The organism is Rheinheimera aquimaris, from assembly GCF_020531985.1.
Lineage (GTDB): Bacteria > Pseudomonadota > Gammaproteobacteria > Enterobacterales > Alteromonadaceae > Alishewanella > Alishewanella aquimaris.
The window spans coordinates 68,067-93,068 of the sequence record NZ_JAJAVQ010000007.1; the positions used below are offsets into that span (position 1 = coordinate 68,067).

Annotated in this window: 20 protein-coding genes; 14 read left to right on the plus strand and 6 right to left on the minus strand. The window is 52.3% G+C overall.

Features of this window, described 5'->3' with window-relative positions:
* The first annotated feature begins 22 nt into the window (after positions 1–22).
* The 3 genes from mtnK to LHL18_RS18660 all read left to right on the plus strand — a co-directional run bounded on the left by mtnK (position 23) and on the right by LHL18_RS18660 (position 3,903).
* Positions 23–1,222: an S-methyl-5-thioribose kinase gene (gene mtnK, locus LHL18_RS18650; protein WP_134058816.1), complete on the plus strand. Its 1,200-nt coding sequence runs from the start codon at positions 23–25 to the stop codon at positions 1,220–1,222.
* A gap of 159 nt (positions 1,223–1,381) precedes the next feature.
* The gene (locus LHL18_RS18655) at positions 1,382–2,935 is read left to right on the plus strand and encodes an EAL domain-containing protein (protein WP_226768210.1); all 1,554 of its coding nucleotides are present in this window, start codon (positions 1,382–1,384) and stop codon (positions 2,933–2,935) included.
* A gap of 53 nt (positions 2,936–2,988) precedes the next feature.
* Positions 2,989–3,903, plus strand: coding sequence for an exo-alpha-sialidase (locus LHL18_RS18660; RefSeq protein ID WP_226768211.1), 915 nt, complete (start codon positions 2,989–2,991; stop codon positions 3,901–3,903).
* Here LHL18_RS18660 and LHL18_RS18665 read toward each other — a convergent pair.
* Positions 3,900–4,499 carry a redoxin domain-containing protein gene (locus LHL18_RS18665; protein ID WP_226768212.1) on the minus strand — a complete coding sequence of 200 codons (600 nt, stop codon included), beginning with the start codon at positions 4,497–4,499 and terminating at the stop codon, positions 3,900–3,902. The two genes, LHL18_RS18660 and LHL18_RS18665, sit on opposite strands and share 4 nt — an antisense overlap.
* A 39-nt stretch (positions 4,500–4,538) precedes the next feature.
* The gene (locus LHL18_RS18670) at positions 4,539–6,605 is read right to left on the minus strand and encodes a protein-disulfide reductase DsbD family protein (RefSeq protein WP_226768213.1); all 2,067 of its coding nucleotides are present in this window, start codon (positions 6,603–6,605) and stop codon (positions 4,539–4,541) included.
* Between the two features lie 220 nt (positions 6,606–6,825).
* Between LHL18_RS18670 and LHL18_RS18675 the strand changes: the two genes are divergently transcribed.
* From LHL18_RS18675 to LHL18_RS18700, 6 genes are all read left to right on the plus strand, one after another.
* Positions 6,826–9,069: a TonB-dependent receptor gene (locus tag LHL18_RS18675; protein ID WP_226768214.1), complete on the plus strand. Its 2,244-nt coding sequence runs from the start codon at positions 6,826–6,828 to the stop codon at positions 9,067–9,069.
* A 63-nt stretch (positions 9,070–9,132) separates the two neighbouring features.
* The gene (locus LHL18_RS18680) at positions 9,133–9,780 is read left to right on the plus strand and encodes a GDSL-type esterase/lipase family protein (protein WP_134058833.1); all 648 of its coding nucleotides are present in this window, start codon (positions 9,133–9,135) and stop codon (positions 9,778–9,780) included.
* Positions 9,756–10,850, plus strand: coding sequence for an acyltransferase family protein (locus LHL18_RS18685; protein ID WP_226768215.1), 1,095 nt, complete (start codon positions 9,756–9,758; stop codon positions 10,848–10,850). The genes LHL18_RS18680 and LHL18_RS18685 overlap by 25 nt, the downstream gene beginning before the upstream one ends.
* 28 nt (positions 10,851–10,878) lie before the next feature.
* Entirely contained in the window at positions 10,879–11,961 is a 1,083-nt protein-coding gene (gene ltaE / locus LHL18_RS18690; protein WP_226768216.1) for a low-specificity L-threonine aldolase, read from the plus strand.
* Between the two features lie 93 nt (positions 11,962–12,054).
* Positions 12,055–13,326, plus strand: a complete 1,272-nt coding sequence (msrA, locus tag LHL18_RS18695; RefSeq protein WP_226768217.1) for a peptide-methionine (S)-S-oxide reductase MsrA — start codon at positions 12,055–12,057, stop codon at positions 13,324–13,326.
* 160 nt (positions 13,327–13,486) lie between these two features.
* Positions 13,487–14,809 (plus strand): mechanosensitive ion channel family protein, encoded by a 1,323-nt coding sequence (locus tag LHL18_RS18700; RefSeq protein ID WP_226768218.1) that lies wholly within the window; start codon positions 13,487–13,489, stop codon positions 14,807–14,809.
* Here the strand turns inward: LHL18_RS18700 and LHL18_RS18705 are convergent.
* Together LHL18_RS18705 and ppc are read right to left on the minus strand one after the other, a co-directional pair.
* On the minus strand, positions 14,806–15,723 hold the full coding sequence (locus LHL18_RS18705) for a DMT family transporter (RefSeq protein WP_226768219.1): 918 nt from the start codon (positions 15,721–15,723) through the stop codon (positions 14,806–14,808). The two genes, LHL18_RS18700 and LHL18_RS18705, sit on opposite strands and share 4 nt — an antisense overlap.
* A 178-nt stretch (positions 15,724–15,901) precedes the next feature.
* A complete protein-coding gene (ppc, locus tag LHL18_RS18710; RefSeq protein WP_226768220.1) occupies positions 15,902–18,532 on the minus strand; it encodes a phosphoenolpyruvate carboxylase in 2,631 nt (876 codons plus the stop codon).
* Positions 18,533–18,725: 193 nt separating this feature from the next.
* Here ppc and LHL18_RS18715 point away from each other — a divergent pair, with 193 nt between their 5' ends.
* Complete coding sequence (locus tag LHL18_RS18715; protein ID WP_226768221.1) at positions 18,726–19,376, plus strand: hypothetical protein; 651 nt, start codon at positions 18,726–18,728, stop codon at positions 19,374–19,376.
* 50 nt (positions 19,377–19,426) lie between these two features.
* Complete coding sequence (locus LHL18_RS18720) at positions 19,427–20,362, plus strand: surface lipoprotein assembly modifier (RefSeq protein ID WP_226768222.1); 936 nt, start codon at positions 19,427–19,429, stop codon at positions 20,360–20,362.
* Here LHL18_RS18720 and LHL18_RS18725 read toward each other — a convergent pair.
* On the minus strand, positions 20,342–21,691 hold the full coding sequence (locus LHL18_RS18725) for a S8 family serine peptidase (RefSeq protein WP_226768223.1): 1,350 nt from the start codon (positions 21,689–21,691) through the stop codon (positions 20,342–20,344). The genes LHL18_RS18720 and LHL18_RS18725 overlap by 21 nt on opposite strands.
* A gap of 127 nt (positions 21,692–21,818) precedes the next feature.
* Between LHL18_RS18725 and LHL18_RS18730 the strand changes: the two genes are divergently transcribed.
* From LHL18_RS18730 to LHL18_RS18740, 3 genes are read left to right on the plus strand one after another with little or no spacing between them, the layout of a single operon-like run.
* Entirely contained in the window at positions 21,819–22,301 is a 483-nt protein-coding gene (locus LHL18_RS18730) for an RNA polymerase sigma factor (protein ID WP_226768224.1), read from the plus strand.
* Positions 22,298–23,035, plus strand: a complete 738-nt coding sequence (locus LHL18_RS18735; protein ID WP_226768225.1) for an anti-sigma factor — start codon at positions 22,298–22,300, stop codon at positions 23,033–23,035. Before LHL18_RS18730 ends, LHL18_RS18735 begins: the two co-directional genes overlap by 4 nt.
* A gap of 12 nt (positions 23,036–23,047) precedes the next feature.
* Positions 23,048–23,527 carry a CC0125/CC1285 family lipoprotein gene (locus LHL18_RS18740; RefSeq protein WP_226768226.1) on the plus strand — a complete coding sequence of 160 codons (480 nt, stop codon included), beginning with the start codon at positions 23,048–23,050 and terminating at the stop codon, positions 23,525–23,527.
* Here LHL18_RS18740 and LHL18_RS18745 read toward each other — a convergent pair.
* The gene (locus tag LHL18_RS18745) at positions 23,524–24,969 is read right to left on the minus strand and encodes a diguanylate cyclase (protein ID WP_226768227.1); all 1,446 of its coding nucleotides are present in this window, start codon (positions 24,967–24,969) and stop codon (positions 23,524–23,526) included. The genes LHL18_RS18740 and LHL18_RS18745 overlap by 4 nt on opposite strands.
* Positions 24,970–25,002: the final 33 nt, after the last annotated feature.

A 25,002-nucleotide genomic window follows, 5' to 3' on the forward strand; every position in this document is an offset into this window, starting at 1 on the left:
ACACAAGTATGGAACCGACGCTATGGCCGAATACCGCACCTTCACCACTGATGACGCTATGCGCTTTGCCGACGAGCATAGTGGCTTATTTGGCGATCACAGCAAGTTAAGTTGCGAGGAGTTTGGCGACGGTAACCTGAATCTGGTCTTCCGGGTCAGTAACGACAAAGGCACCAGTCTGATTGTCAAGCAGGCTCTGCCTTACGCCCGCTGTGTCGGTGAAAGCTGGCCGTTGACGATAGATCGCGCCCGGATTGAAGCCGAAGTATTGCTAAAACACCGTAAACTGTGCCCGGATCACACCGTAGAAGTGCTGCACTATGACGCTGAGCAGGCTGCTATTCTGATGGAAGACTTAAAAGATTACCGCATTTTGCGCACCGAGCTGATAAGCGGCAAGCAGTTTGCGCATCTGGCTCCGCAGTTGGCCAGTTATCTGGCACAGACACTGTATTTCACCAGTGATTTCGCGCTGACCGGGCCGAATAAAAAGCAGCAGGTTGGCCGCTTTTTAAACCCAGAACTTTGCCTGATTACTGAAGATCTGTTTTTTACTGATCCGTACTGCAACCACGAGCGCAATAACATTCACACCGCGATTAACAGCGATGCCCAGCAGCTGTGGCATGACGAAGCACTGCAGGCAGAAGTCGCGCAATTAAAAGCCGATTTTTTATCTAAACCACAGGCATTACTGCATGGCGATGTGCACAGTGGCAGTATTTTTATCAATGACGAAAACTGTAAGCTGATTGACGCTGAGTTTGGTTTTTACGGCCCTATTGGCTTCGACGTTGGCAGCCTGGTGGGCAATTTGTTGCTCAACTACCTAGGCCACTTTGGCTTAACGGCTGATGACGATACACGCCAGCAACATCAGGACTATCTACAGCAGCAAATCAGCCTGCTGTGGCAACAGTTTTCGCAGCAGTTTAAACAGCTGATGGAGACTGAATGCCGCGAGCCCAGCCTGCAAAATAGTCGCTATCAGCAACATTTTTTACAACAGATATTTGCCGATGCTTTAGGCTATGCTGGCTGCGAACTGATCCGCCGCACAGTCGGCCTGGCTCATGTGGCTGACCTTGACAGCATCAGTGACAGCGACCTGCGCGCCAAAAGTGAGCGTAAAGCGTTACAGCTCGGCCGTGAACTGATTATACAACGCCGTGAGCTAAGCAATATTGACCAGGTACTGACGTTACTGCGCCACCTGAAATAAAAATTAAAGAAACTGCAACAGAGTGTCGCTTTACCCACTGATGGACAATGCGCACAGTTAAAGCGACTGTGAACAGTTGGTTACACTTTCGTGCTGTACCCACGCTGCTGCGCGCTGTAGGCTGCAAAGGCATGGCTGCCGTTGGTTATAGAGGTACATTTGGCGCTCTGGGTTTATCACAAATATTTCGCTGCTGCTGTGGCGGTGCTAACTGCCTGTATACTCGCAGCTTTGTTAAGTTTAGCCGTTAGCAGTTCGGTGCATTTTAGTCTGCAACAAAGTGCACAGGAATACTTACGCCGCGTCGACGACATCGCCACAGAAACCCAGCACACCCTGGATCAGCTAAATGCTATGCCAGCACAGCGTTGCAGTGCGGCCGATCTGGCCGCAATGCGGCAATTGCTGCTAGGGACACGTTATATCCGCGATATTACCTACTACAACGGCAATGATGCTATCTGCTCGGCCAGCGCCGGCAAGCTCAGCCAATACCCGGTAAGTGAAGACCCAAGCTTTTATTCTGTGCGTAACAGCAGTATCTGGCTGCACCAGCCACTGGGCGATATCAGCCAGCGAATCACCGGCACCGTCGTACGCCAGCACCATTACAGCGTCAGCATCGTCAGCGATATCGACACCCTGCCACCGAGACAGGATGTGCGCTGGCAGTTGGTTAATATTGCCGGTATAGCCGTGGCTCATACCAGTGGCAACCGCGGGATTTATCAGAGCGCCAAACCAGAAACCTTTGCGGCCCTGCAGTGGCCGTATTATTACTACCACCAGTGCTCTGCCTATTCCCGCTTTTGTCTGGCGCAGCAATTCAGCTTTATTTTGTTACTGCGAAACTATCCGCTGCAAAGCACTGTTGTCATGCTGGCACTGCTGGCCCTGAGTGTTCTGGCCTGGTTTGGCTGGCGTCAGCTGGCCGTGCGCCGTCATAGCCTGCGCTACCGGGTAAGCAAGGGCTTAAAGCACGGCCATTTTTCAGTGGTATTTCAACCTATTATCGATTTAGAGCAAAATCAGGTTACCGGCTGTGAAGTACTGGCCCGCTATCAGGACCCACTTGGTCAACTGAGCCCCCTGCAGTTTATTCCGATGCTGAGTAAGCTTGGTCTGAGCAGCCAGTTTACCTGCTTTATCGCGCAGCAGGCACTTAGCGGTTTGAGCACAGTACCGGGCTTATCTGAGCAATTTTATTTGTCACTGAACGTTTATCCGCAGGATATTGCCAGTGGCAGGATCCTGCAGTTGTTGCAATTGCCTGAAGTGCAGCAGCGTAAGATCAAACTGGTATTGGAAATTACCGAGCAGCAAGAACTGAGCTTTAACAGCTCTAAGCTACACCTGGCTTCACTGAAAGCGGCAGGCTTACTGCTGTCGATTGATGACTTTGGCACCGGCTATTCCAACCTGGCCGGACTACGTTCATTAAATGCTGACTATCTGAAAATTGATAAAAGCTTTATTCAGGACATGGAAGCCGACAGCATTAAATCCACATTAATACCAAAGATCCGTGATATCGCTAGGTTACTGAACTATCGCATCGTTGCAGAAGGCATTGAAAATCTGGCGCAGGCCAGCCTGCTCCGTTCGCTGGGTATTGAGCTGGGCCAGGGCTGGCATTTTGCCAGGGCAATGCCGCTGACAGAATTTGCCGATTATTTACGCCAATTTTCCTGCCGGCAGCGCAGGAGCAGCTGAAATAGCAAGCCGGGCAAGCTATGGTTGTAGTCTGCTCAGGCAAACCGGAGACAATGATGCTGCAATTACAACAAGTAAACCGCATCTGGCAACAAGCCCCGCATAACGCTTTTACTGATCTGATCGACTTCAAAGGCGCCTTATGGTGTGTCTGTCGCGAGGGCAGCACTCATGTATCCGGCGATGGTGCACTACGTATTCTGCGCTCGGCAGATGCCATTAACTGGCACAGTGTGGCCCTGATACAAGACAATGCCGCCGATTTGCGGGATGCAAAATTTAGCCAGACACCAGACAGCAAGCTGTTATTGCTGGGGGCAGGCGCCCTGCATGACCGCAGCCGTTACAGCCATCAATCTTATATATGGCAGTCAGAAGATGGCGTTAATTGGTCTGCTGCGACAGCGGTAGGTGAGCACAATATCTGGCTGTGGCGTATGGCATGGCAACACAAAAACCTTTATGCACTGGGCTATAAAATCGGCAAACCTCACTTTGTCCGGCTGTACCATAGTGCAGACCAATGCAACTTCAGTGCTGTGGCCGATATTTACAGCGGTAGCTATGCCAATGAGAGCGGCCTGTTGTTTAACAGCTCTGGCACTATGCTGTGTCTGCTGCGGCGCGACCCGGAGCATGGCTTGTTCGGCCAGAGCCAGCCGCCTTATACCGATTGGCATTGGCAGGACATTGGTTGCCGTATCGGCGGGCCGCAGTGGCTGCAGTTGCCTGATGGCCGGCTACTGTGTTGTGTCAGGTTATACGATAACGAGGTCCGCACCAGCCTGTGCTGGTTAGACAGAAAAACCGGCCAGCTAACGCAAGCGCTGGTATTACCGTCCGGCGGTGACTGCAGCTATGCCGGTATGGTGCTGCGGGGTGATACGCTGTATATCAGTTATTATTCATCGCATGAAGACACAACAGCGATATACCTTGCTGTTGTGTCACTCGCGACTGGTATTTAGTACTTCACGCTGCAACCATAGGGTTTGCTGATTGCAGGATTAGGCGCCTCGCCAGCAAGCACCGCTTTAGCTGCATTGGCAAACAGGGGCGTAGCGGTAGCAATATCCTCGACCTTCGCCGAGGGTATGCTGTCGATACCCCCCATATATTGCAGTACGCCGGCTTTATCTATCACATACATATGCGGTGTGGTTTTTGCAGCGTATGCTTGCCCTACCACACCAGACTCATCAAACACTACAGCTGTTGGTGCAGCATTGCGGCTGGCTGTCAGATCGTCAGCTTCTGAGGGTGAAACGTGGCCCTGCTTACCGGGCGCAGACGAGATCACACTGAGCCAGACCACATCCTGCGCCGTCATCTCTTGTTGCAGCGCCTGCATATTGCCCTGATAGTGCTTTTTCACAAACGGACAATCGTGATTGGTCCATTCCAGCACCACCGTTTTACCGGCAAAGTCGCGCAAACTATGGCTACTGCCTTTGGAATCAACCACCGTAAAATCCGGTGCCGGCGCTCCAATCTGCGGCGCAGCCGTCAAGCCCAGCGACAACACAGCAGCCGAAGCGGCTAGTACCAAATGACGTAATTTCATCTTTTTTGTCTCCTGTAAGCTGTCAATTTTTACTAAGGTTCAGGGTTGCCGGCTTAACCGCGCCAGCGTTTGCGGTACCGTATCAGGGGTTAAAATTTGCGGCAGCACTTCAGGCTGCTGCCCTGGCCAATACAGTACGTACAGCGGTACACCATCGCGCTGATACAAACGCAGATATTCGGTAATAGCTGCATCACGCAACGTCCAGTCGCCTTTCAGATAAGTTACATCGTAAAGCGCCAGCGCCGCTTTGGTGCTGTCGCTGCTCAGTGCTACCCGCTCATTTACCAGACAGGTGATACACCAGTCGGCCGTCATATTCACCAGTACCGGTTTACCTTGCTGACGCAGTTCGCTCAGCGTATCAGCAGACCAGCTTTGCCAGGACTGGTCTGCTGTGGCAGTATCAGTCGGGTTGCGCTGCTGATACGGGGCGAACCCCGGCAGCGCTAAGGCCAACAGCAGCAATACCGCTGCCAGCATGACACTGCCATTACCGGCCAGGGATAACTGGCGCCGCCCCCACAACCAGCATGCCGCCGCAATGCATACTACGCCAATCAGCAACATCGCCTGAGCATCAACACCACTTTGACGGCCATATACCCAAAGCAGCCAGACCGCACTTAAATACAGCGGGTACGCCAGCCATTGCTTCAGCGTATCCATCCAGACACCGGGCTTAGGCAGCACACGGGAAAACCCCGGTACCAATGCCAACAACAGAAACGGTAATGCCATACCAAAACCCAGTGCAGCAAATATCAGCAATGCTATAGCCGCTTCCTGGCTGACGGCATAGCCTAGTGCCGTGCCCATAAAAGGCGCTGTACACGGGCTTGCCACAACCACTGCCAGTACACCGGTAAAAAATGCGCCTCTGCTACCACCGCTGTCTGCCACAGCACTACCGGTGTTCATCAGACCAAGGCCAAACTGCACCACACCCGATAAACTTAGCCCCAGCGCAAACAACAGGTATACCAGCAATGCCACCAGATACGGGTTTTGCAGCTGAAAACCCCAACCCACTGCGGCACCGGCACTGCGCAGTACAATTAACAGTATTGCCAGCATGACAAAGCTCATCACCACACCCAGGCTGTACCATAACGCCTGCAGCTGTTGTTGCCGGCGTACCTGACCATGACCCGCAATACTGAGCGCCTTTAACGACAACACCGGGAACACGCAAGGCATTAAGTTTAGTAAAACGCCGCCGGCGCCAGCCAGCAGAAGTATTAGCCACAAGGCTGTCGGGTCTTGCTGCCCCTGGGTGATCAGAATTTCTGTACCAGCACTGCGTGTCTGCTGCAGTTGCACGCTATAGGCCTTGTTAGCGGTAGTTATCAGTACGATGTCCAGTTGCTGTGGCGCGACAGAAAAATAGGTATTTAGCGGCTGCTGCAGCAGTAACTGCTCGCCGTTCAGCGTAACCTGCTGTGGTGCGGCATGGTCTACCAATTCGGTCGCGGCGACGAAAAAAGCACTAATGGGCTGTATTGTTGGTATATCCAGCACCGCTGAAAAGGCGCCGCCAGATACGTCAAACTGCCCTGACACATTAATCGGATACGGCAATTGCTGCTGCGCCTGCTGAAACAAACTGACAGCGTCTTCAGCCAACACAGCCTTGGCAGCTACCGGCAATACCAGGCTAAACTCTGCTTCAGCCGGAATACATACCTCTTCGCATACCAGCCAATCCACTTTTAAGCTTATCGGCAACGTGTCGGCCTGATAGTCGGAAGCAACAGTCAGATCTGACAGTAAAATGGTCTGGCCTTCGAAACCGTAATTCACCAAAGGCGGTACTGCAATCGCCTGTGGAGTGGGCCACTTAATTGCACCGGCGCTAACCCCTTCCGGTAATGTCCAGCTTAACTGTGTCGGTAAACCAGAATCACCGGGGTTTTGCCAGTAGGTGTGCCAGTGCTCGTCGGGCACAAAGTGCAGCGCCAGCTGCAGCGTTTGTCCGGGCTGTACCTGTTGGTATTCACTGACCAATTCAGCCTGCAAATGTTTCGCCGTCTGCCAGCCGGTTGTCGCAGCCCAAAGCGGCGCAAAGCAACTGAAACAGAACAGCAGTAACATCACACTACGCATAGGGCTCCCGTTATTTTAAATTTGTGCATACGAGCCTACACTGCTTTGGCTCACCCTGCTGACAAACTAACCGCAAAACTACGCTAAGTTGAGCATTTTTCGCGACGAACTGCTATATTAGCCAACGTTAATCCGTAACGGTTTGCTGTGGTCACTCCAGCAAACTAACCGTTACATAACACATACACCCTCGTAAATTATCAATGAAAGGTTCACCTTAATGAAACCATTTACCAAGTCAGCGTTGTCAGTGGCTGTTCAGGCCAGCCTGTTTAGTGCGGCTATTGGTCTTTCTCCGGTGCTGCTAGCGCAGGAAAGTGACAAAGATCAGAATGCAAAGCAGCAGGAACTGGAAACCATTACCGTTACCGCGCAAAAGCGCAGCCAGAGTATTCAGGAAGTCCCTATTTCTATTGCCACCTTATCCGGCGAGAAATTTGATGCGATTTTTTCTTCCGGTGACGACATTACAGCACTGGCGATAAAGGTGCCGGGTTTATACGCGGAAACCTCTAACGGCCGCGCCGCACCGCGGTTTTATATCCGAGGCCTGGGCAACACCGACTTTGACTTAGCGGCATCACAGCCAGTGTCCATCGTGATGGATGACGTGGTAATGGAAAACGTGATTCTAAAAAGCACGCCGTTATTTGACGTGCAACAGGTTGAAGTGATCCGCGGCCCACAAGGCACACTGTTCGGCCGTAACACGACTGCGGGTATTATCAAGTTTGACAGTGTAAAACCACGTCAGGATTTTGATGCCTATATAAAATCTACCGCCGGCACCCTGGGTATGCTGAACTTTGAAGGCGCTGTTGGGGGTGGTTTAACCGATGAGTTGTCGGCACGGGTATCATTACTGTCACAGCACAGAAGCGACTGGGTAGATAACAGCTTTACCGGCGAAAGCGATGTGATGGGTGGCTACAACGAACGTGCTGGCCGCTTGCAATTTTTATACGAGACCACCGACGTTGATGTATTACTGAATGTGCATTCACGTAACTATGACGGCACTTCCAGTTTGTTCCGTAAGAATATCTTAACGCCGGGTAGCGACAACCTGAACGACAACTACGACCGCGATACGGTGGCCTATGATGCACCAGGCCGTAACAAGCAAAGCTATGACTCCTGGGGTGCGTCACTGAAGTTTGACTTTGCTCTGGATGGCATGACGCTGACCAGTATTTCAGCTATTGAGCGGGCAGACGGTGGCGGTATCGGTGATATCGATGGGGGTAACCCGGCAGAAGCGGGCCCGGCAAACCCGGATAACGCCGTAACAGAAGACCAACTGCGCGATCTGGAGCAACTGACACAGGAAATCCGTTTAGCCAGTGATACCAGCGGCCCGTTAAGCTGGCAGGTAGGTGGTTTTTACTTTGATTCCGCCTTCGGTGTAAACAGTATTGATGGTTTCTTCGGTGCCACTGAAGTATTCCACGGTAATACCAGTTGGGCGCTGTTTGGCCAAACATCTTATAAGCTGAGTGATAAGCTGGATGTTACCGCCGGTATCCGTTATACCGACGATGAAAAAACCTTCTCTGTGGGTCAGCAGAACGTAGACGGTTTTGCGCTGGTGATTGGCGTTGCCCAGATCCAGAACTATGAGCCGATCAAAGTCACAGATGACAACATCAGCTGGGAGTTAAGCGCGAACTACCGCCTGACAGACAAAACCAGCCTGTTTGCCCGGGTAGCTGACGGTTTCCGCGCCCAGTCTATCCAGGGCCGCGATGTCGCGTTTGAAGCGCCACCGTCCGTAGCTGACTCAGAAACTATCATGTCGTATGAAATTGGTGCTAAGTCTGACCTGCTGGATAATACGCTACGGTTAAATGGCGCTGTATTCTACTACGTTATTGACGATATTCAGTTATCAGCAATCGGTGGTGAAACGCAGGGCAACCAGCTGATCAATGCTGACAAAGGCGTGGGTTACGGTTTCGAGTTCGACTTTGATTACCGTGTACTGGCGAACCTGAGTGTCGGTGGTGGTTTCAGTTACAACAAAACCGAATTGCAGGATGATAACCTGACGGTTGCACCTTGTGGTTCTGGCTTGTGTACTGTTCTGGACCCACGCAACGCACAAAACTTAGCGTTGATTGACGGTAACCCGTTCCCACAGGCACCAGAAACTATTCTGACACTGAACGCCCGTTACGATTTCCCTATCGACAGTGGTGAAATCTATGTTTACGGTGACTATCAGTTGCAGGGTAAAACAAACCTGTTCCTGTACGAATCGGCTGAATTTAAGTCAAACAACAATTACGAAGCCGGCTTGCGTGTAGCTTATATCAATTATGAGAATAACTACGAGGTGGGTGTGTTTGGCCGTAACATCACGGATGAAGACAACCTGAAAGGCGCTATCGATTTCAGTAACCTGACCGGTTTTGTTAACGAACCCCGTACCTTCGGTGTTGATTTCAAAATCAGTTTTTATTAATCAGACCTACTGAAGTCATCATAAGGGCAGGTTACACTGCCCTTTTGTTTTTTATGTGTTGCTATGAGAAAACCGTTACTACGCACTTTAGCTGGCACCGTCTTGCTGCTGGTGGCAACCTTTATCACTTGGCATAGCCTGAACCGCCCCACCCGGCTTGTACTGCTGCATATCGCCGATGATATGCAAATTGCCGGCGCAACCTCTGCCAATCTGCTACTGGGCAGCTCAACACTGGCGCGGCTGGATACCACCACATTTAACCACTGTGGCAACTGGCTTAACCGCGCTATCGGTAACAGTCAGTTGGCCGATATCGTGCGCTACCTTAGCTGGACGCCGGTACAGCATAATCCACAGCATATTTTGCTTTATGCCGGCGAAAACGACTTAGCGCAATCTAAGGAAGCACAGCAGGTTTCGGCTGAGTATATGGCACTGCTTAAGCAATTAATGCTGCAGTACCCTGCTGCGCACATTCATATCCTGGCGATAAAACACAGCCCGGCGCGGCAACAGTACTGGCTTGCATTTGACGAAGTTAATGCAAAATTACAGGCTTATGCTACATTGCAGCCACAGCTGCACTATTACGCTGATAACCTGCAGCGGGTGGATTTCAGCGCAGACGGTATACATCTGACCGGCGAAGGGTACCGGCGTTTTCTTCATGGAGTGATTTTACAATGCAAGGCAGCAACAAACGGATAGATTATCTCGATGTGATGCGTTCAGTACTGATGATGTTGGGCATAGTGCTTCACACCGCACATTTGTACAACCCCAGCCAGGTATGGCTGGTATATGCACCGGAACATCACCCGTTTTTTAATTATCTAATCAAGGCAATTTCCACTTTCCGCATGCCGGCATTTTTGGTGGTATCCGGTTTTTTCTGTGCCATGTTCGTTATCCGCTACGGCAATGCGTATTTTCTGCGCTCACGTGTTAAGCGGATACTGCTGCCACTGCTGGTCTGCGCGCTCAGCCTCAACGTGTTGCAAGCAATATTGCTGCACCATTTTGGCTGGATCACTGAAGATGTAACAAGCTACCTGCTAAGCGGCGGCTGGGTGCAGCATCTTTGGTTTTTACTCGATTTATTTATTTTTGTTGTTTTGCTAAGCCTCGCGTACAGCATTGCGCCTGTGCGACAACTGGGCCGATACCTGAATAACGCTGCCGTAAAGTGGTTGCCTTTACCGCTATTTATTGCGTTGCTGCCGCTGTACGGTCTGGTACTGGTAACACTTAACAGGCTTGGCCTGCCGATGTATCACAGCTGGCTGGGGATCACCGATTTGTATGAGGTGCTGTATAACTTGCCATTCTTTGTGTTTGGCCTGATGTTATACAGCAACGCGGGCTGGCTCAGGCAGTTTAGCAACCTGAACCTGATTTATGACACTGCAGTACTGATTTTGCTGTGCATTGCCAATTATATGACCCGGCAAGGCACCGGAAGTATCTGGCAGGTTCTGACACTTTACAGCGATTTATTGATCCGCTGGATATGTGTAGCTTTATGTTTCAGCCTGTTTAATCTTGCTGTAACACGCAGCCATCAATACTGGCGTTTCCTGTCAGAAGCGTCTTACAGTGTTTATCTGTTTCATCATGTAATTGTTATTGGCTTAGGGCTGCTGCTGATCAATGCTGGCTTGCCCCCTTTAGTTGGATTTTGTCTGATTGTCGGCCTAACACTGGCTCTGACACTGGCGATACACAAATATTTGATTGCACCTAATAAAATTCTCAGACTGTTATTTAATGGCAAGTAACAGCCTGTTTTGATGTTAAGGATTTTTTATGGCCGATTTTCGTAGCGATACTGTCACCCAGCCCTCGCTGGCAATGAAAGAGCGAATGTTTAATGCGCCTTTGGGAGACGACGTCTTTAATGACGACCCGACCACACTGCAACTGCAGCGTTATGCCGCGAACTTACTCGGTTTTGAAGCGGCTTTGTTTGCACCAAGCGGCACCCAGACCAACCTGATTGCGATGATGAGCCACTGCCAGCGTGGTGATGAAGCGATAGTCGGCCAGCAATGGCATACCTATAAATGGGAAGCGGGCGGCATGGCCGTGCTAGGGTCTATCCAGCCGCAACCGCTGGAGCCGCAAAGCGACGGCACTTTGCTGCTAAGTGATATTGCAGCTGCCATTAAACCGGATGACCCACACTTTGCCCACACCCGTCTTATCGTTATTGAAAACACTGTTGGCGGTAAAGTGCTGCCGCTTGAATATATGCGCTCAGTGTCTGAACTGGCAAAAAAACAAGGCCTGGCCTGCCATATTGATGGCGCCAGGCTGATGAATGCCGCTGTTGCACTGGCACCACGGCACAATACCACGCCACAGCAAATGGCACGCGAGCTGTGTCAGGGCTATGACTCGGTATCCCTGTGTTTATCCAAAGGCCTTGGCTGCCCGGTTGGCTCTTTGTTGCTGGGCTCAGATGCGTTTATTGCCCGGGCCCGGCGGGTACGCAAAATGTTAGGTGGCGGCATGCGCCAGACCGGCATTCTGGCAGCCGCAGGCTTATATGCACTGGAAAACAATATCGACCGGCTGGCACAGGATCATGCCAATTGCCAGCGCCTGGCTGACGGTTTAACGGTATTGGCAGCGCAGTTACCCGCACTACAGGGTAAACTGACACCGCTGCCGGTGCAGACTAATATTCTGTTCACCGATATTGAAATTGAACTGGCCGCTCAGTTACTGCCATATCTGGCCGAGCGCGGTATTTCGCTCACTGCCAGCAACTACCAAAATGCCAACGGTGCGATTAAGCGGGTGCGCTGGGTATGTCACTTAGATATCAGCAGTGCTGACATTGATAAAACGCTGCAGCATGTTAGTGAATTTGCCCACCAGCAATGATCCTTAGAACATAAGGCAGCATCGCTGAAAGCAAAATGGCCTTTTGCCTGTCTGATAAGAGTATACCCATACCACAGACAACCGGAGGCCGTTATGACAAGATCCTGGTTAAAAACATTTTACTTATCGCTGTTACTTGCCGGCAGCACTTTATCCCTGCAGGCAGAAACCATGCCTGCTACCTCACATCTTGACAGCATAGTGGTAGGCGCAGGCTGCTTCTGGGGTGTCGAAAAACGCTTCGAAGCCATGCCGGGTGTGATAGATGCCGTTTCAGGTTATGCCGACGGTAATGGTGTGGAGCCAACTTACCGCGCCATTACGCAGTATCGCAACAAACATAACCCGGATAACCATGCCGAAGTGGTTAAAATCAGTTTTAACCCGGCCGTAATCAGCCTTGATATGCTGCTGAAACGCTACTTTGAAATGCACGACCCGACTCAGCTTAACCGCCAGGGCAATGATATCGGCACCCAGTACCGATCAACTATCCTGACGAATAGTCAGGCGCAGTATGACACCGCACAGCAGGTACTGGCAGCTTATCAGCCGCTACTGACTAAGGCGGGTTTTGGTAAAATTACCACAGTGATAAAACCTTTGCGCCAGTTCTTCCCGGCTGAGAACTACCATCAGGACTATATTGCGAAAAACCCTAACGGCTATTGCCCAGACCATTCCACCGGTGTACGCTTTGCCAGTGACAGCGCCACGAAAACCGCCGCTACCGACAACAGTGTCCTGCTTAACGGCCAGCACATTTTAGTGATTGATTCGGAAAACTATTGTCCCTACTGCGAAAAATTCAAAGCCGATGTTGCCAGTAAATACAGCGGCGATATACCGCTGCATTTTCGTTATGCCAGTAATCTTGATGGCCTGACAGTGAAAACCCCAACCTGGGCCACACCAACTATTATTCTGCTGCAGGACGGCAAAGAAGTGTATGGCCGTCAGGGCTATTTAAGCCCGGACGAATTTTATCTGCTGCTGGGTAAGTTTAAGCTGGGCAACAGCGAAGCCTTTAATGTCGCCTTTGATGAAGGCACCGACGGCCGTTTTTGCAAGCAGTACGAAATATTTAAAAACACACCTGATGGTACCTTTGTCGATAAACTCAGTGGCGCCGCACTGTTTGACACGCGCGACCGTTTTGACTCGGGCACGGGCTGGCTGTCGTTTACCAAGCCGGTTGACGGCGCCGTGATTGAAAAACCCGACAACCGCTACGGCATGCGCCGCACTGAAATCCGCGCTAAAGTATCCGGTATTCATTTAGGCCATGTGTTTAACGACGGCCCAAACGGTAAACCACGTTACTGCATCAATGCCACTGTGCTGGACTTTGTGCCACGCAGCTAGTCGTATAAAACAAAGCCGCCGATAGAAGGCGGCTTTGTTTTATGGCAATATTTCAACTCATTAATGACGTCAGGTGGTAATGCAGACAACTGATGTGTAGTGATAATTGCATGGCTGCTATAGTTAACTGGCCGTTAATTGATGTGACGCCGGAGATTGAATGAAGCTGCTGTTAATTGTTGCCCTGCTGATATGCCTGCCTGCTTATGGCCAACTGGTTCCCGCACAAGATAATGTGCCAGAAGATACGCCGATAAAAGTCGAAGGCACCACAGGCGACAAAGCCATAACTGCCAGGCTGCTGGCCATCACGTCTGCTATTTCCGGTATGGAACAAATCACTGCAAGCACTGAGGCGGGAGTATTAACGCTGCGTGGTGAAGTTGCCAATGCCCAACTTAAAGACGAAGCGCTCGCTATCGCCCGCCGGTTAGACGGCGTGGTGTATGTGCAGGACATGCTGCAGGAACAACTGGCAGTGCGCTCCAGATTAGCACCTGCGGCAGAGAAGTTTGAGCAGATGCTGACCAAGGCCGTGCAAATGCTACCGCTTTTGGTGTTGGCACTGCTGGCAGTACTGTGTTTTTCCTGGCTTGGCGGCTGGTTGGCGCGTCATAGTACCTGGCTGCGGCGGTTCGGCCTTACCGAGCTGGCCTCAAATCTTGGTGTGCGTTTTATCCGGGTACTGGTTACGGGTATAGGTGTATTGATTGCTCTGGAGCTATTGGATGCAACTGCTTTGGTTAGCGCGGCACTGGGCGTTGCTGGTGTGATCGGTATTGCACTGGGGTTTGCGTTTCGTAATATTGTCGAAAACTACCTGGCTGGCGTGCTGCTCAGCACGCGCAACCCTTTTGCCATTGGCGATCAAATTCAGGTGGGTGAGTTCACCGGCAGCGTTGTACGCTTAACCTCGCGTGATACAGTGTTGATGACGTACGACGGCAATCACCTGCGCATTCCTAACAGCGATATTATTACGCTGGCAATGACCAACTTTTCCCGTAATCCGTTGCGGCGGTTTCAGTTTGATGTCGGGGTATCAGTTACATTGGACTTAGTACAGGTACGTCAACTGGGTATTGCCACGCTGACCAACATGCCCGGTATTCTGGCCGACCCTCCACCACGTTGCCTGATTAACGAGTTAGGCGACAGTGCGGTAGCGTTGAAGTTTTTTGGCTGGATAGATCAGCGCAATACCGATTTTTTAAAAGCCCGCAGCGAAGCCATCCGCCTGGTTAAATCGGCATTTGACGACGCCGGTATTGAAATGCCAGAACCTATCTACCGTATTCATATGGCAGATATGAACAATGCCGAACCACCTGCGCCCACTGAGGCTACAACGTCTTCTCAGCAGGCGGCACGGCAAGACGTGGACGTCACCACCGACGACACTATGCAACAGCAATTGCAGACTGAGCTGCGAACCTCAGATGAGGAGAATTTACTAACCAAGCACAGCAATAGTAAGAGCTAAATATCGGGATCTGCTGTTTTGATTAGCGGCTGTGTTTTTCCCTCAAGCAGCTGCTGCACGGCTCTGGCCGGTTTATGCCGTGCCGCCAGCGCCAGGCCGGTGAGCATAATCAGTACCACGCCGGCCAGCTGCAATAACGTTAGCGCTTCGTGAAATAACCACCAACCGGCAATAATTACCGTTACCGGCTCCATATAGGCCAACGTAGCATATACCCGTGTTGGCAGATGCTGCAGTGCCACTATGGCGCAGTAAATAGCCATAAAGCCGGGGAAGAGCCCCGCCAGCGCTACCCAGATAAGCGTCTGCTGGTCCGGCACCGGTATGGCTCCCAGAACAGGCAGCATGCAGCAGGCACCGATCACCAACTGATAAAAGGTGCGCTGCAATTGTGAGTGTGCCGGCAACGAGCGCCTGTTCAGCAGTAAAAAGCCGCTGTAAGCCAGTAAGGACATCAGGCCAAACACTAAACCCGGAAATTGGTCGGCATGTAGCACCAGATCGAATTTAAATTGCTGTAGCATCGCAAAGCCGAAAAATGACAACGCAATCAGGCTGCTGTCAGGTAAGTCCAGCCGTTCATCCAACAGCCAGTGTGCAACAAAGGCAGACAATGGCGGCGCCAGATAAACCAGCATGATGGCATTCGCCAGGCTGATATATTCAATGGCGCTCAAGAACGTCAGCATAAAGCCAACCAGCAGCACACCGTTTACCGCCATACGCCAATCGGGTTTACCTTTCAACGTTTTGATACGGCCGGTACAGGCAACAAACACCAGCAGACATAAAGCGCCGACCGCCAGCCGATAGAAGGTCAGCTCGGCAGCCGACAACCCGCTAAAGCGGGCAATAATGCCACTGCTGGCCATCGCCACTGCCGATACCAGCGCCAGTAATACATAAGTGAGCATAATATCCGCTTATCCTGCGTCATCAGGATTGGGGTACTCACACCGACACGCCGTAAATACATCCCTGTAGGCTCGATTCCGGCATCCATGCCGTCAACGGTCGGCTTAGAGTAACCCAATCCCTCGCCTGAATTCCGGCTTACATTATGCTGGTTATGCCGTTAATAAACGAGATGACCTAACCGGAATTTCGCATACCGGCGGCAATACCGGCAATGGTCACCATCAGTGCCCGGCTAATCATCGGGTTGACCCGCTCCGGCTGATGCCGCACGCGGTGCAGCAACTCGGCTTGCAGAATATGCAAGGGGTCAACATAAGTGTTACGCAGCATAATGGATTCACGGATCCAGCTCTCTTTTGCCATTAATGTGTCGCTGTGAATAAGCTCTAACAGCAAGTCACGGTCAGCAGCCAGCTGGTTGCGCAGGCTCTCGCCCAGATGTTTCAGCTCGTCCGGCACCAGCACCTTATCGTAATAGGCGGCAATATCGCTGTCTGCTTTGAGAAACACCATTTCCAGCATCGACATGCGGGTTGCGAAGAACGGCCATTGTTGCTGCATTTCTTCGAGCAGCTTAGCGTTATCGGCTTTCGCAGCTTTAGCCAGTGCTGAACCGGCGCCAAGCCAGGCTGGCAGCATTAAGCGGTTTTGCGACCAGGCGAAGATCCATGGAATAGCGCGCAGGCTTTCTACCCCCCCACTGGGGTTGCGTTTCGCTGGCCGGCTGCCTAATGGTAACTGCCCCAGTTCCTGTTCCGGTGTAGCAGCGCGGAAGTAAGGCACGAAGTCTTTATTGTGCCGGACAATCGCCCGGTAAGCCTCGCAGGAGTCGTCTGCCAGCTGCTGCATCAGGTTACGCCAGCTTTGTTTTGGCACCGGTGGCGGCAGCAACATGCCCTCAAGTACTGCGCTGGCGTACAGTGCCAGGCTGCGCTCAGCTAGTTTCGGTAAACCAAACTTAAAGCGGATCATCTCGCCTTGCTCAGTTACGCGCAGGCCGCCGGCCAGTGAGCCTGGTGGCTGGGATAAGATAGCCGCATGAGCCGGGCCACCGCCACGGCCAATAGTGCCGCCGCGGCCATGAAACAGTGTCAGTTGTACTTTAGCCTGCTGACAAATCGCCACCAACGCTTCCTGCGCACTGTATTGCGCCCAGGCAGCAGCGAACACACCAGCATCTTTGGCCGAGTCAGAGTAACCAATCATCACCTCCTGTTTGCCATTAATATAGCCGCGATACCAGTCAATGCTAAGCAGCCGGCGCATGCAGTCAGGTGCGTTTTGTAAATCACTCAAGGTTTCAAACAGCGGCGCAACCGGCATCGGGAAGCTGATGCCCGCTTCTTTTAACAGCAGCTGTACCGCCAGCACATCAGACGGTTTACCCGCCATAGAGATCACATAGGTACTCAGCGCTTCGTTACCATGGCGGGCAACGATGTCACAGGTATCCAGAACCTCCTGTACATCGGCTGATGGTTGCCAGCTTTTGGGAAATAACGGCCGGCGGTTTGCCAACTCGGCTAGCAGAAATGCCTGACGGGCGCTTTCATCCCAAGCACCATAGTCTCCAAGGCCAAGATGCTGTGTCAGCTCGCTGAATACCTGCGCATGCCGGCCGGCATCCTGACGAATATCCAGTTTTAGTAGAGTTAAACCAAAAGCATAGGCCCGGCGTAACGTATCAAGCAGCTTACCATTGGCAATAACCGCCATACCACAATCGAGCAGCGACTGATAGCACAGCAGCAAAGGTTCCAGTAACTGGGCGTTATGCCAAATCAGGTCCTGTGGCCGCTGCAACCGGTCATGCTTTAATGCTTCAGTCAGCCAGTCGCGGGTGCGCAACAAGCCGCTGCGCAACGTGTTCAGTACCTGCCGGTACGGCTCACTGCTGTCGCCTGCAATGTCACGTAATGCCAGGCTGGCCTGAAACATTGATAATTCGCTGCTGAGTAAATCCAAATCCTGCGAAAACAGATCAGCCGCTTTCCAGCGACTCAGCAACAATACCTGGCGGGTCACTTTCGATGTAACAAAAGGGTTACCATCGCGATCTCCCCCCATCCAGGACGCAAACTTCACCGGTGCAGCATCCAGCGCCAGGCCTTTACCAGTCGCATTTAGCAGTTTGGCGTCCAGTTCACGCAGGAAGTCTGGCACCGCCTGCCACAACGAGCTTTCAATTACTGCAAAACCTGACTTCGCCTCATCTACCGGCGTCGGCCGCTGCTCACGAATTTCATTCGTGTACCAGGCCTGGGCAATCAGTTCACTTAAGCGCAGCTCAACTGCCTCTTGTCGGGCGGGGCTAAGTTCATATTCCAGTTCAGTTAAGCAGGCTGCGATTTCGGTCAGTTTATGGATCAAAGTACGGCGGGACACTTCTGTCGGGTGTGCCGTCAGCACCAACTCAATGGATAAACTTGCCACGGCCTGATCCACTTTGGCATTGTCGAGTTTTTTGTCTTCAAGCAAACTGAACAGCTCTTGTAGCGGCTCGGGCTTTTCAATGCTGGCATGGCCAATACGGCTGATAGTGTGGTGCTGCTCGGCCAGGTTAGCCAAATTAAGAAACTGGGCAAAAGCCCGCGCTACCGGTAACAGTTCATCGTCACTAAGACTATGCAGTACCTGCTTTAGTTTGTCAGCCTGCAACTCTTCACCCTGACGTGCTGCTTTGGACAACAGCCGGATTTGCTCTACCCGCTCCAGCACTGCATCCCCTAACTGACTGCGGATAGTGTCGCCCAACTTAGTACCCAATAAGCCAACATTCGACTTTAATGCTGCGTAATGATCCATTTCCGTTGCCTCGTTTACTGGATTTTGCACCACCCTAGCGCGTTATCTGTTAGTACTCAACATTGATTGATTACAAAACGGGCAACGAAATTGGTAAAACCAAATTACCAGAAAAAATTTCATCTTGCCGGGAATAAAGCGATCTGCTGCGCCGTTAGCTGTATGTCAATGATGACAATACGAGGAAATCAGCATGAAAACCATTATTACCCCTGCAATCATTATGTTAGGTAGCTTCATTCCACACTATGCTCAGGCGGCAGATGTTAATGCCTCCGCAGAGAATAGTAGTGCTTATGCTGTAACGCTAAAGCCGGGTACAGCGCAAACTGAAGCCAGCGCCAGCAGCCAGAGCTCAGCCTCAGCGGCAGTAACGCTGCAAGCACCACAATCAGCCTCTGGCTCTGATACGGCAACAGATGCCGGAACGACCACAGCAGCAAGCAATGACAGCGAAGCTATGGCCGGCGCTGACACCGCAACTGCCAGCGCAACCTCTGCAACCACCACTGTAACGGGCACGGCGTCACCTGCCAATGCCATGCTATCGGGTGCAGTGACTTCAGCCAGCGAAGTGGCCGGTAGTACAACCGTCTCGCTGCAACAGCTTGGCAATGCGTCACTGACTACAGCGCTGCAAACCAGTCGGGCTGCCAGCAACGAGTTATCCGCTTCTTTGAACGCCGTATCAGGCCAGCTGGTGCAGCAGCAGCTTAATGCCGCCGCCAGTCAGACCGTACAGCAGACGGTGTCAGCACAGCTGAGCCAGACGGTGAATGACACGGTCAGTGCCAGCGTAAGTGACACAGTGCGGCAAACACTGGTGCTGTCAGGCGGTTTGTGATTGAAGTGCGCGCCGGAGATTCCGGCGCGCGGTTTAACAGGAGTTCTGCGATGTGTAAATTTATTCGCCAACAGTTTTATCCGACAGCAATAGCGATGTTATTGCTTACCCCAGCCACAGATGCTGCCAACAACAGCACACCGGAGTTGTCCGGTGCTGTGCGCGCCGGAGCGGCCTATCACAGTAATGTCAACAATACTCAGCTTGAGCAGGCCAGCGGCCGTGGTGACAGTGCCCGCGTGCTGGAAGCAGAAGTCAAAACACGCTGGGCCGCCACCAGCCAATGGCAGCTTGAGGGCGGTTATTCTTTTAGTGATACTGCCTATCGTCAGGCCGATAGCTACAGCAGCCAGCTACATTTGTTATATGCCGACAGCAGTTACCGCTTTGGTGCTCATACCGCGGGTGTAAACCTTTACTATGCCAATGCCCGTTTAGACGATGCCGATTTCTTATCTTTGCGCCAGGCCAGCCTGTACAGTATGCATACGCTGCAAAGCCAGCTGGTGCTGCGACCTGCATTGACCATTGGCGAAAAGCGCTTTACACAATTCAGCGCCCGCAACAGCACCTCGCTGAACGCTGCCGTAGACAGTTTCTGGTTTTATGATGGCAGCGGGCGCTTTATTTCAGCGGGGCTATTGGCCGAGCAAGAGCGCAGTGATGATGTACAGTACCGCTATAAGGCAGCCGGGATCCGCTTAAAATGGTCAGGACAATACCAATTCTGGCATGACAAACAACAGTTTCAGCTGGCGTTACGCTACAACCGCCGCGACTACGAACACAGCAGCAGCGCGCTGCCGGTTAACACTGACACTGAGCGTCAGGACAATCAGCTGCAACTGGAAGCCGTCTGGCAGTGGCATTTTAACGACCATTTTGCGTTGCACACCAAGCTGGAGCATGGCGACTTTGACTCCACACTGCAGACAGCAGACTACCGAGACTCCCGTGCTTCAGTGCTATTGGCGCTGAGCTTTTAACGGCGGCCACAGTACCCCGATGCCAAACTGCAGATCCCGCCCCGGTTGTCCGGCGTCGCGGGCCTGCTGGCTTAAAAGTGCGATGATCTGATCTTTGCTGAGGCCTGGCTGACGGGCTCTGAGGCAGGCTACTGCCGCACTCACCACAGGTGTAGCCAGTGAAGTGCCACTTTGTGTTACCAGGGTACCATCGGGATGCAAGGTCGCCACATTTACGCCCAACGCGGCAAAATCAACATATTCAGCCTGATTGGCCCAGCGGTAAAGCTGCGAGTCGCTGTCCACGGCCGTTGCCGCTATCACCTGCGGATAAGCCGCCGGATACCGCGCAGCGCCCGCCGGCCCTTCATTTCCTGCTGCCGCAACCAGCAGGTGCTGCTGTTCAGTCAAACGGGCAATTACCGCAGCCAGCACCGGGTTATCCGGCCCGGTCAGGCTCATATTAATCACATCGACCTTTTGAAGCGCCAGCCAGTTCAGTGCCTGTATAATATGCGCCAGCGTGGCAGACTGCAGGTACGGGCTACTGGGATAAAAGGCGGCCGCATTATACAACGTCAGCTCAGGTAATAACGGTTGCAGGCCGTCCTGCCGGGCAGCAAGTACCCCCGCCACCGCCGTGCCGTGTACCACACTAAGGCCGATCCCCTCCGGCAAAAATCGCTGTTGCGTGATCTGTAACCGGCCAGCAGCAGATGTAATAAACGCCGGGTGCTGCTCAGCAATGGCGGTATCCACCATGCCCAAACGAACAGGCTCTTCACACATCGCCGGCAGAGGCAATGATACCGTGGTCGCAGCGGTAGTGCTTTTGGCGGCTTGTGGCTGATACAGGTGGTTACGCCCGGCCGAACTGGCAAGCGTAGCATCAAACAGCGTGCTAAGTTCAGCCACGGAATCGGCTTGCGGGGGGACGCGCAAACGGTACATTGTCAGACCGATAGCATCCAGCGTTTCGGTCGACATAAGCCACAGCGTTAACTGGGGCCAGCGCTGCTGCCAGCTTTGCCACTGTGCCGGCTCAAGCAACAACAGCCATTCGCGTTCAATAGCGCGGTAGCCTTGTTCTACTTCCACTTCACGCCAGAGCAGCTGCCCGTCGGCAGTAGTAATAGCAAGTAGCGGCGGTAAGGCATTACTCAGCTCTGCCAGTTGGCCGGTAGTTTGCTGCACGACTGCCGGTAATGGTTCAGTAAGTTTGGGCAATGGCCGAAGCTCAGGCAAGGTTTGCACCGCGGGTGGCAGGATCGGTTTTACCGGTTCAGGAATAACCTGGGCCGATAACTTGCCAAAAACCAATGTCAGACATAAAAAGGTTAGTGCTCTCATCTACCTACCTGCGAAATCGTCAGTTACTGTTATGCAGTACAACGACCATGCGAAAAAAAAATTCCATCAGCTGGAATAAATTTCGCGGCTCAGCCGTTATCAGGTTAAACAGGAGTATAACTGAACCATGACGACAGAACTGACATTACTTTTACCGGCATTGCGCCGCTTTGCCTATTCGCTGACCGGCAATATGGCAGATGCCGATGATTTGCTGCAGAGCACGGTAGTAAAATTGCTCGACTCGCCGCCGGCAGCTGATGTACCGCTACTGCAATGGTCATTCCGGGTGTGCCGTAATCTGTGGATAGACGATTACCGCGCCAAAAAAGTGCGGCAACATACTGCGCTGGACGAAGCCGCTGAATTATCCGGTGAAGACGGTGAGCAGGTGGCAATTAATGAGATCACGCTGACAGAAGTAAACCAGGCGATGAATAACCTGCCTGGCGAGCAGCGCGAGGTGCTATCGCTGGTTGCCGTGCAGGGTATGAGTTACAGTGAGGCCGCCGGCGTCTTGGCAATACCCCAGGGCACTATCATGAGCCGGTTGGCCCGGGCGCGGGTGGCAATGGTTGACGCTTTGAAATATTCAGGAGTACTGGCATGAGTGCACAGCAACACTTAACGTTTAGCGACATCCAGTTATCGGCGTTTCTCGATGCCGCACTGCCAGAGCCTGATATGGAGCTGATTCGTCAGGCGCTGACAGAAGATGACACCCTGGTTAACCGGCTGGCCGAGCTGGCGATGGTTGATACGTTGGTTGAACAGTGCTACCGGCAAATTGATAACCAGCCGCTGCCGGCAGAACTGCAGGCACTGGCTCAGCAACATAGCAGCACCGATAACGTGGTGCCATTTCGCCGGATAAAACAGGCCGCCCGTCAGTGGCAATTGCAGGCCGCGGCTGTGGCTCTGATGTCGCTGATCACCGTATTCAGCCTGACCAACCGCCAGGCGACAGACAGCTTGCAGGCGGGCACCGATGCCTGGCAACGAGTCAGCGACGTATTACAGCGACAACCCAGCGGTAAAGACTATGTCGTCGCCGATGCCACCGTAACACCGCGCTTGAGCTTTATCAGTAAAAATGGTCAGTTTTGCCGCCAGTATGGCCTGCAGCAAAATGGTGCCGGCAGTGAGCATATTGCCTGTCGCAGCCAGAACCAGTGGCAGCTTGAGGCCAGTGCTGATACGGGCCCAACCGTTACCGATAGCAGCGGCTATCAGACAGCCAGTGGCGGCCGGGTACTGGATGACAAACTGGACCAGCTAATGACATCAGCGCCGCTGTCACCGACAGCTGAACAGCAATACCTTACACCAAGTTCGCAACAATAAGCGGAGGTTACCTTGCGACACCTTAGCACCTTATTACTTTTGACAACGCTGCTGTTATTGGGCGCCTGCGTCAGCCAGGATCCATACCAGGCCGCCAGTGGCAGTGGTTTTGGTTATCAGGAGCAGCAGTTAAACGATACCCGGTACAAAGTCAGCTTCGCTGCCAGAGGCAATGATAGCGAGGCTGCCCGGGATTTTGCGATGCGCCGCGCGGCGGAGCTAACTGCCGAGCGCGGTTATGACTGGTTCGTGGTAACAGACACAGAAACTCTCACTGAGCGGGAAACCCCATCGACAACCATTGCAGGCAGTTACAGCCAGACCCAGGTGACGGATTGTGGTTTACTGAGCTGTCGCAGCCGCACGGTAATGCAACCAGAAAGCCATGCTGGCACGACTATGTCTTCATCACGGGTTGAAGTGGTGTTGCAGATCCGCCTGGGTAAAGGCATCCGGCCGGAAGGGGTAGCCAGCTACCCGGCACAGCGCTAACCCGCTTTACCGTCAACCTGAGCAGAAACAGCAACAACGGCATTTTTGCCGTTGTGCTTTACCTGATACAAGGCTTTATCGGCACACTTTAGCAACTGCTCCAGCGCCAGTTCCTGCTCAGCCTCAGCAATACATACACCGATGCTGACGGTAAATTGCAGGCAGATCAGCGCCTCCCCGTTTAATGTCATCGGCTCTTGTAGCATAGTCGCCAGTTTTTGCTGAAAACGCTGCAGCGTATGCTCTACATCCCGGGCCTTATCAAATAACATGGTCAGGCCAAACTCTTCACCGCCGATCCGGCCGATAATATCCTCGGCCCGGAAAAAGCCCTTCATACAACTGGCCAGCACATTTAAGGCCTGATCACCCACCGCATGGCCGTGCTGATCATTTATCTGTTTAAAGTCATCAACATCCAGCATCGCTACCGCCAGACACTTGCCGTTGCGGCGCACCATACTCAGTAAAGAGTGACTCATTTCCATAAAGTAACGCCGGTTGGGAATATCGGTCAGGGCGTCGAAGTATGCCAGCCGCTGTAATTTGGTATTAGCCGTTTTGAGCTCCAGCGTACGCTGGCGCACCACATCCTGCAGGTTTTCTTTCAGTTGCTTTAAATCCCGGTTGCGTTTTTCCAGCTGCTCGGCATAAAAGGTTTGCTCGGTAACATCGCGTTCGATGGCGGCAAAATGTGTTACAACACCATCACGGTTTTTCAGCGGAATAATATTCATATCAAGAAAATAGGGTTTACCGGCTTTTGAATAGTTCAACAGAATTTCCCGCACCGGTTGCTGTTGCATCAATGCCGCCTTGATCCGCTCTTTGGTTGCCTGATCAGTAAATTTTCCCTGCAGAATACGCGGCGTCTCACCCATGACTTCCTGTGCGCTGTAGCCGGTAAGGCGCTCAAAGGCTTTATTCACGTACACAATTTTCGGGCCGTAAGGTTCGCTCAGCTGATCCGCCTCGGTCACAATGACAATATCTTCAGCGTTTTTGACAATTTGCTCAAAAGAGAACAGAGCAACTGCATCCTCCAGCTTAAACAGTGTTACAACGATAAATGCCAGCTCAGAATCATCGGCTTTTTCAATAACAGCATTCACTTTAAACCAGTGCGTCTCTTCATGATCAAAGTCGATAGCACCCACAATATAGCCATACAAAGACTCACCACTTTGTTTAACTTTGTTGACCGGAAATTCTGAAATATGCAGTTTGCGGTGATGCTCATCTAATAAGTGCCAACGCGGGTCCATCGCAGTAGAACCAATCAGTTGGTCATAGGTCAGGTTCAGCATTTGCAGTGCGGTAGGGTTGGCATACACTACTGCGGTATCCCAGTTATGCACAATAACGCCTATGCCGGCAGAATCGATTAACCGGGCGAAGTCAATATTACTCAGCTCAGACGCTGCAGAATCTCCCCGCTTCACTGGTGCTACATCCGTGTTTAACTACTGGTATCT

Coding starts and splice junctions, on each gene's coding strand:
- mtnK (WP_134058816.1), top strand. CDS start 23: ATGGCCGAATACCGCACCTTCACCACTGATGACGCTATGCGCTTTGCC.
- LHL18_RS18660 (WP_226768211.1), top strand. CDS start 2,989: ATGATGCTGCAATTACAACAAGTAAACCGCATCTGGCAACAAGCCCCG.
- LHL18_RS18665 (WP_226768212.1), bottom strand. CDS start 4,499: ATGAAATTACGTCATTTGGTACTAGCCGCTTCGGCTGCTGTGTTGTCG.
- LHL18_RS18670 (WP_226768213.1), bottom strand. CDS start 6,605: ATGCGTAGTGTGATGTTACTGCTGTTCTGTTTCAGTTGCTTTGCGCCG.
- LHL18_RS18675 (WP_226768214.1), top strand. CDS start 6,826: ATGAAACCATTTACCAAGTCAGCGTTGTCAGTGGCTGTTCAGGCCAGC.
- LHL18_RS18680 (WP_134058833.1), top strand. CDS start 9,133: ATGAGAAAACCGTTACTACGCACTTTAGCTGGCACCGTCTTGCTGCTG.
- LHL18_RS18685 (WP_226768215.1), top strand. CDS start 9,756: ATGCAAGGCAGCAACAAACGGATAGATTATCTCGATGTGATGCGTTCA.
- ltaE (WP_226768216.1), top strand. CDS start 10,879: ATGGCCGATTTTCGTAGCGATACTGTCACCCAGCCCTCGCTGGCAATG.
- msrA (WP_226768217.1), top strand. CDS start 12,055: ATGACAAGATCCTGGTTAAAAACATTTTACTTATCGCTGTTACTTGCC.
- LHL18_RS18700 (WP_226768218.1), top strand. CDS start 13,487: ATGAAGCTGCTGTTAATTGTTGCCCTGCTGATATGCCTGCCTGCTTAT.
- LHL18_RS18705 (WP_226768219.1), bottom strand. CDS start 15,723: ATGCTCACTTATGTATTACTGGCGCTGGTATCGGCAGTGGCGATGGCC.
- ppc (WP_226768220.1), bottom strand. CDS start 18,532: ATGGATCATTACGCAGCATTAAAGTCGAATGTTGGCTTATTGGGTACT.
- LHL18_RS18715 (WP_226768221.1), top strand. CDS start 18,726: ATGAAAACCATTATTACCCCTGCAATCATTATGTTAGGTAGCTTCATT.
- LHL18_RS18720 (WP_226768222.1), top strand. CDS start 19,427: ATGTGTAAATTTATTCGCCAACAGTTTTATCCGACAGCAATAGCGATG.
- LHL18_RS18725 (WP_226768223.1), bottom strand. CDS start 21,691: ATGAGAGCACTAACCTTTTTATGTCTGACATTGGTTTTTGGCAAGTTA.
- LHL18_RS18730 (WP_226768224.1), top strand. CDS start 21,819: ATGACGACAGAACTGACATTACTTTTACCGGCATTGCGCCGCTTTGCC.
- LHL18_RS18735 (WP_226768225.1), top strand. CDS start 22,298: ATGAGTGCACAGCAACACTTAACGTTTAGCGACATCCAGTTATCGGCG.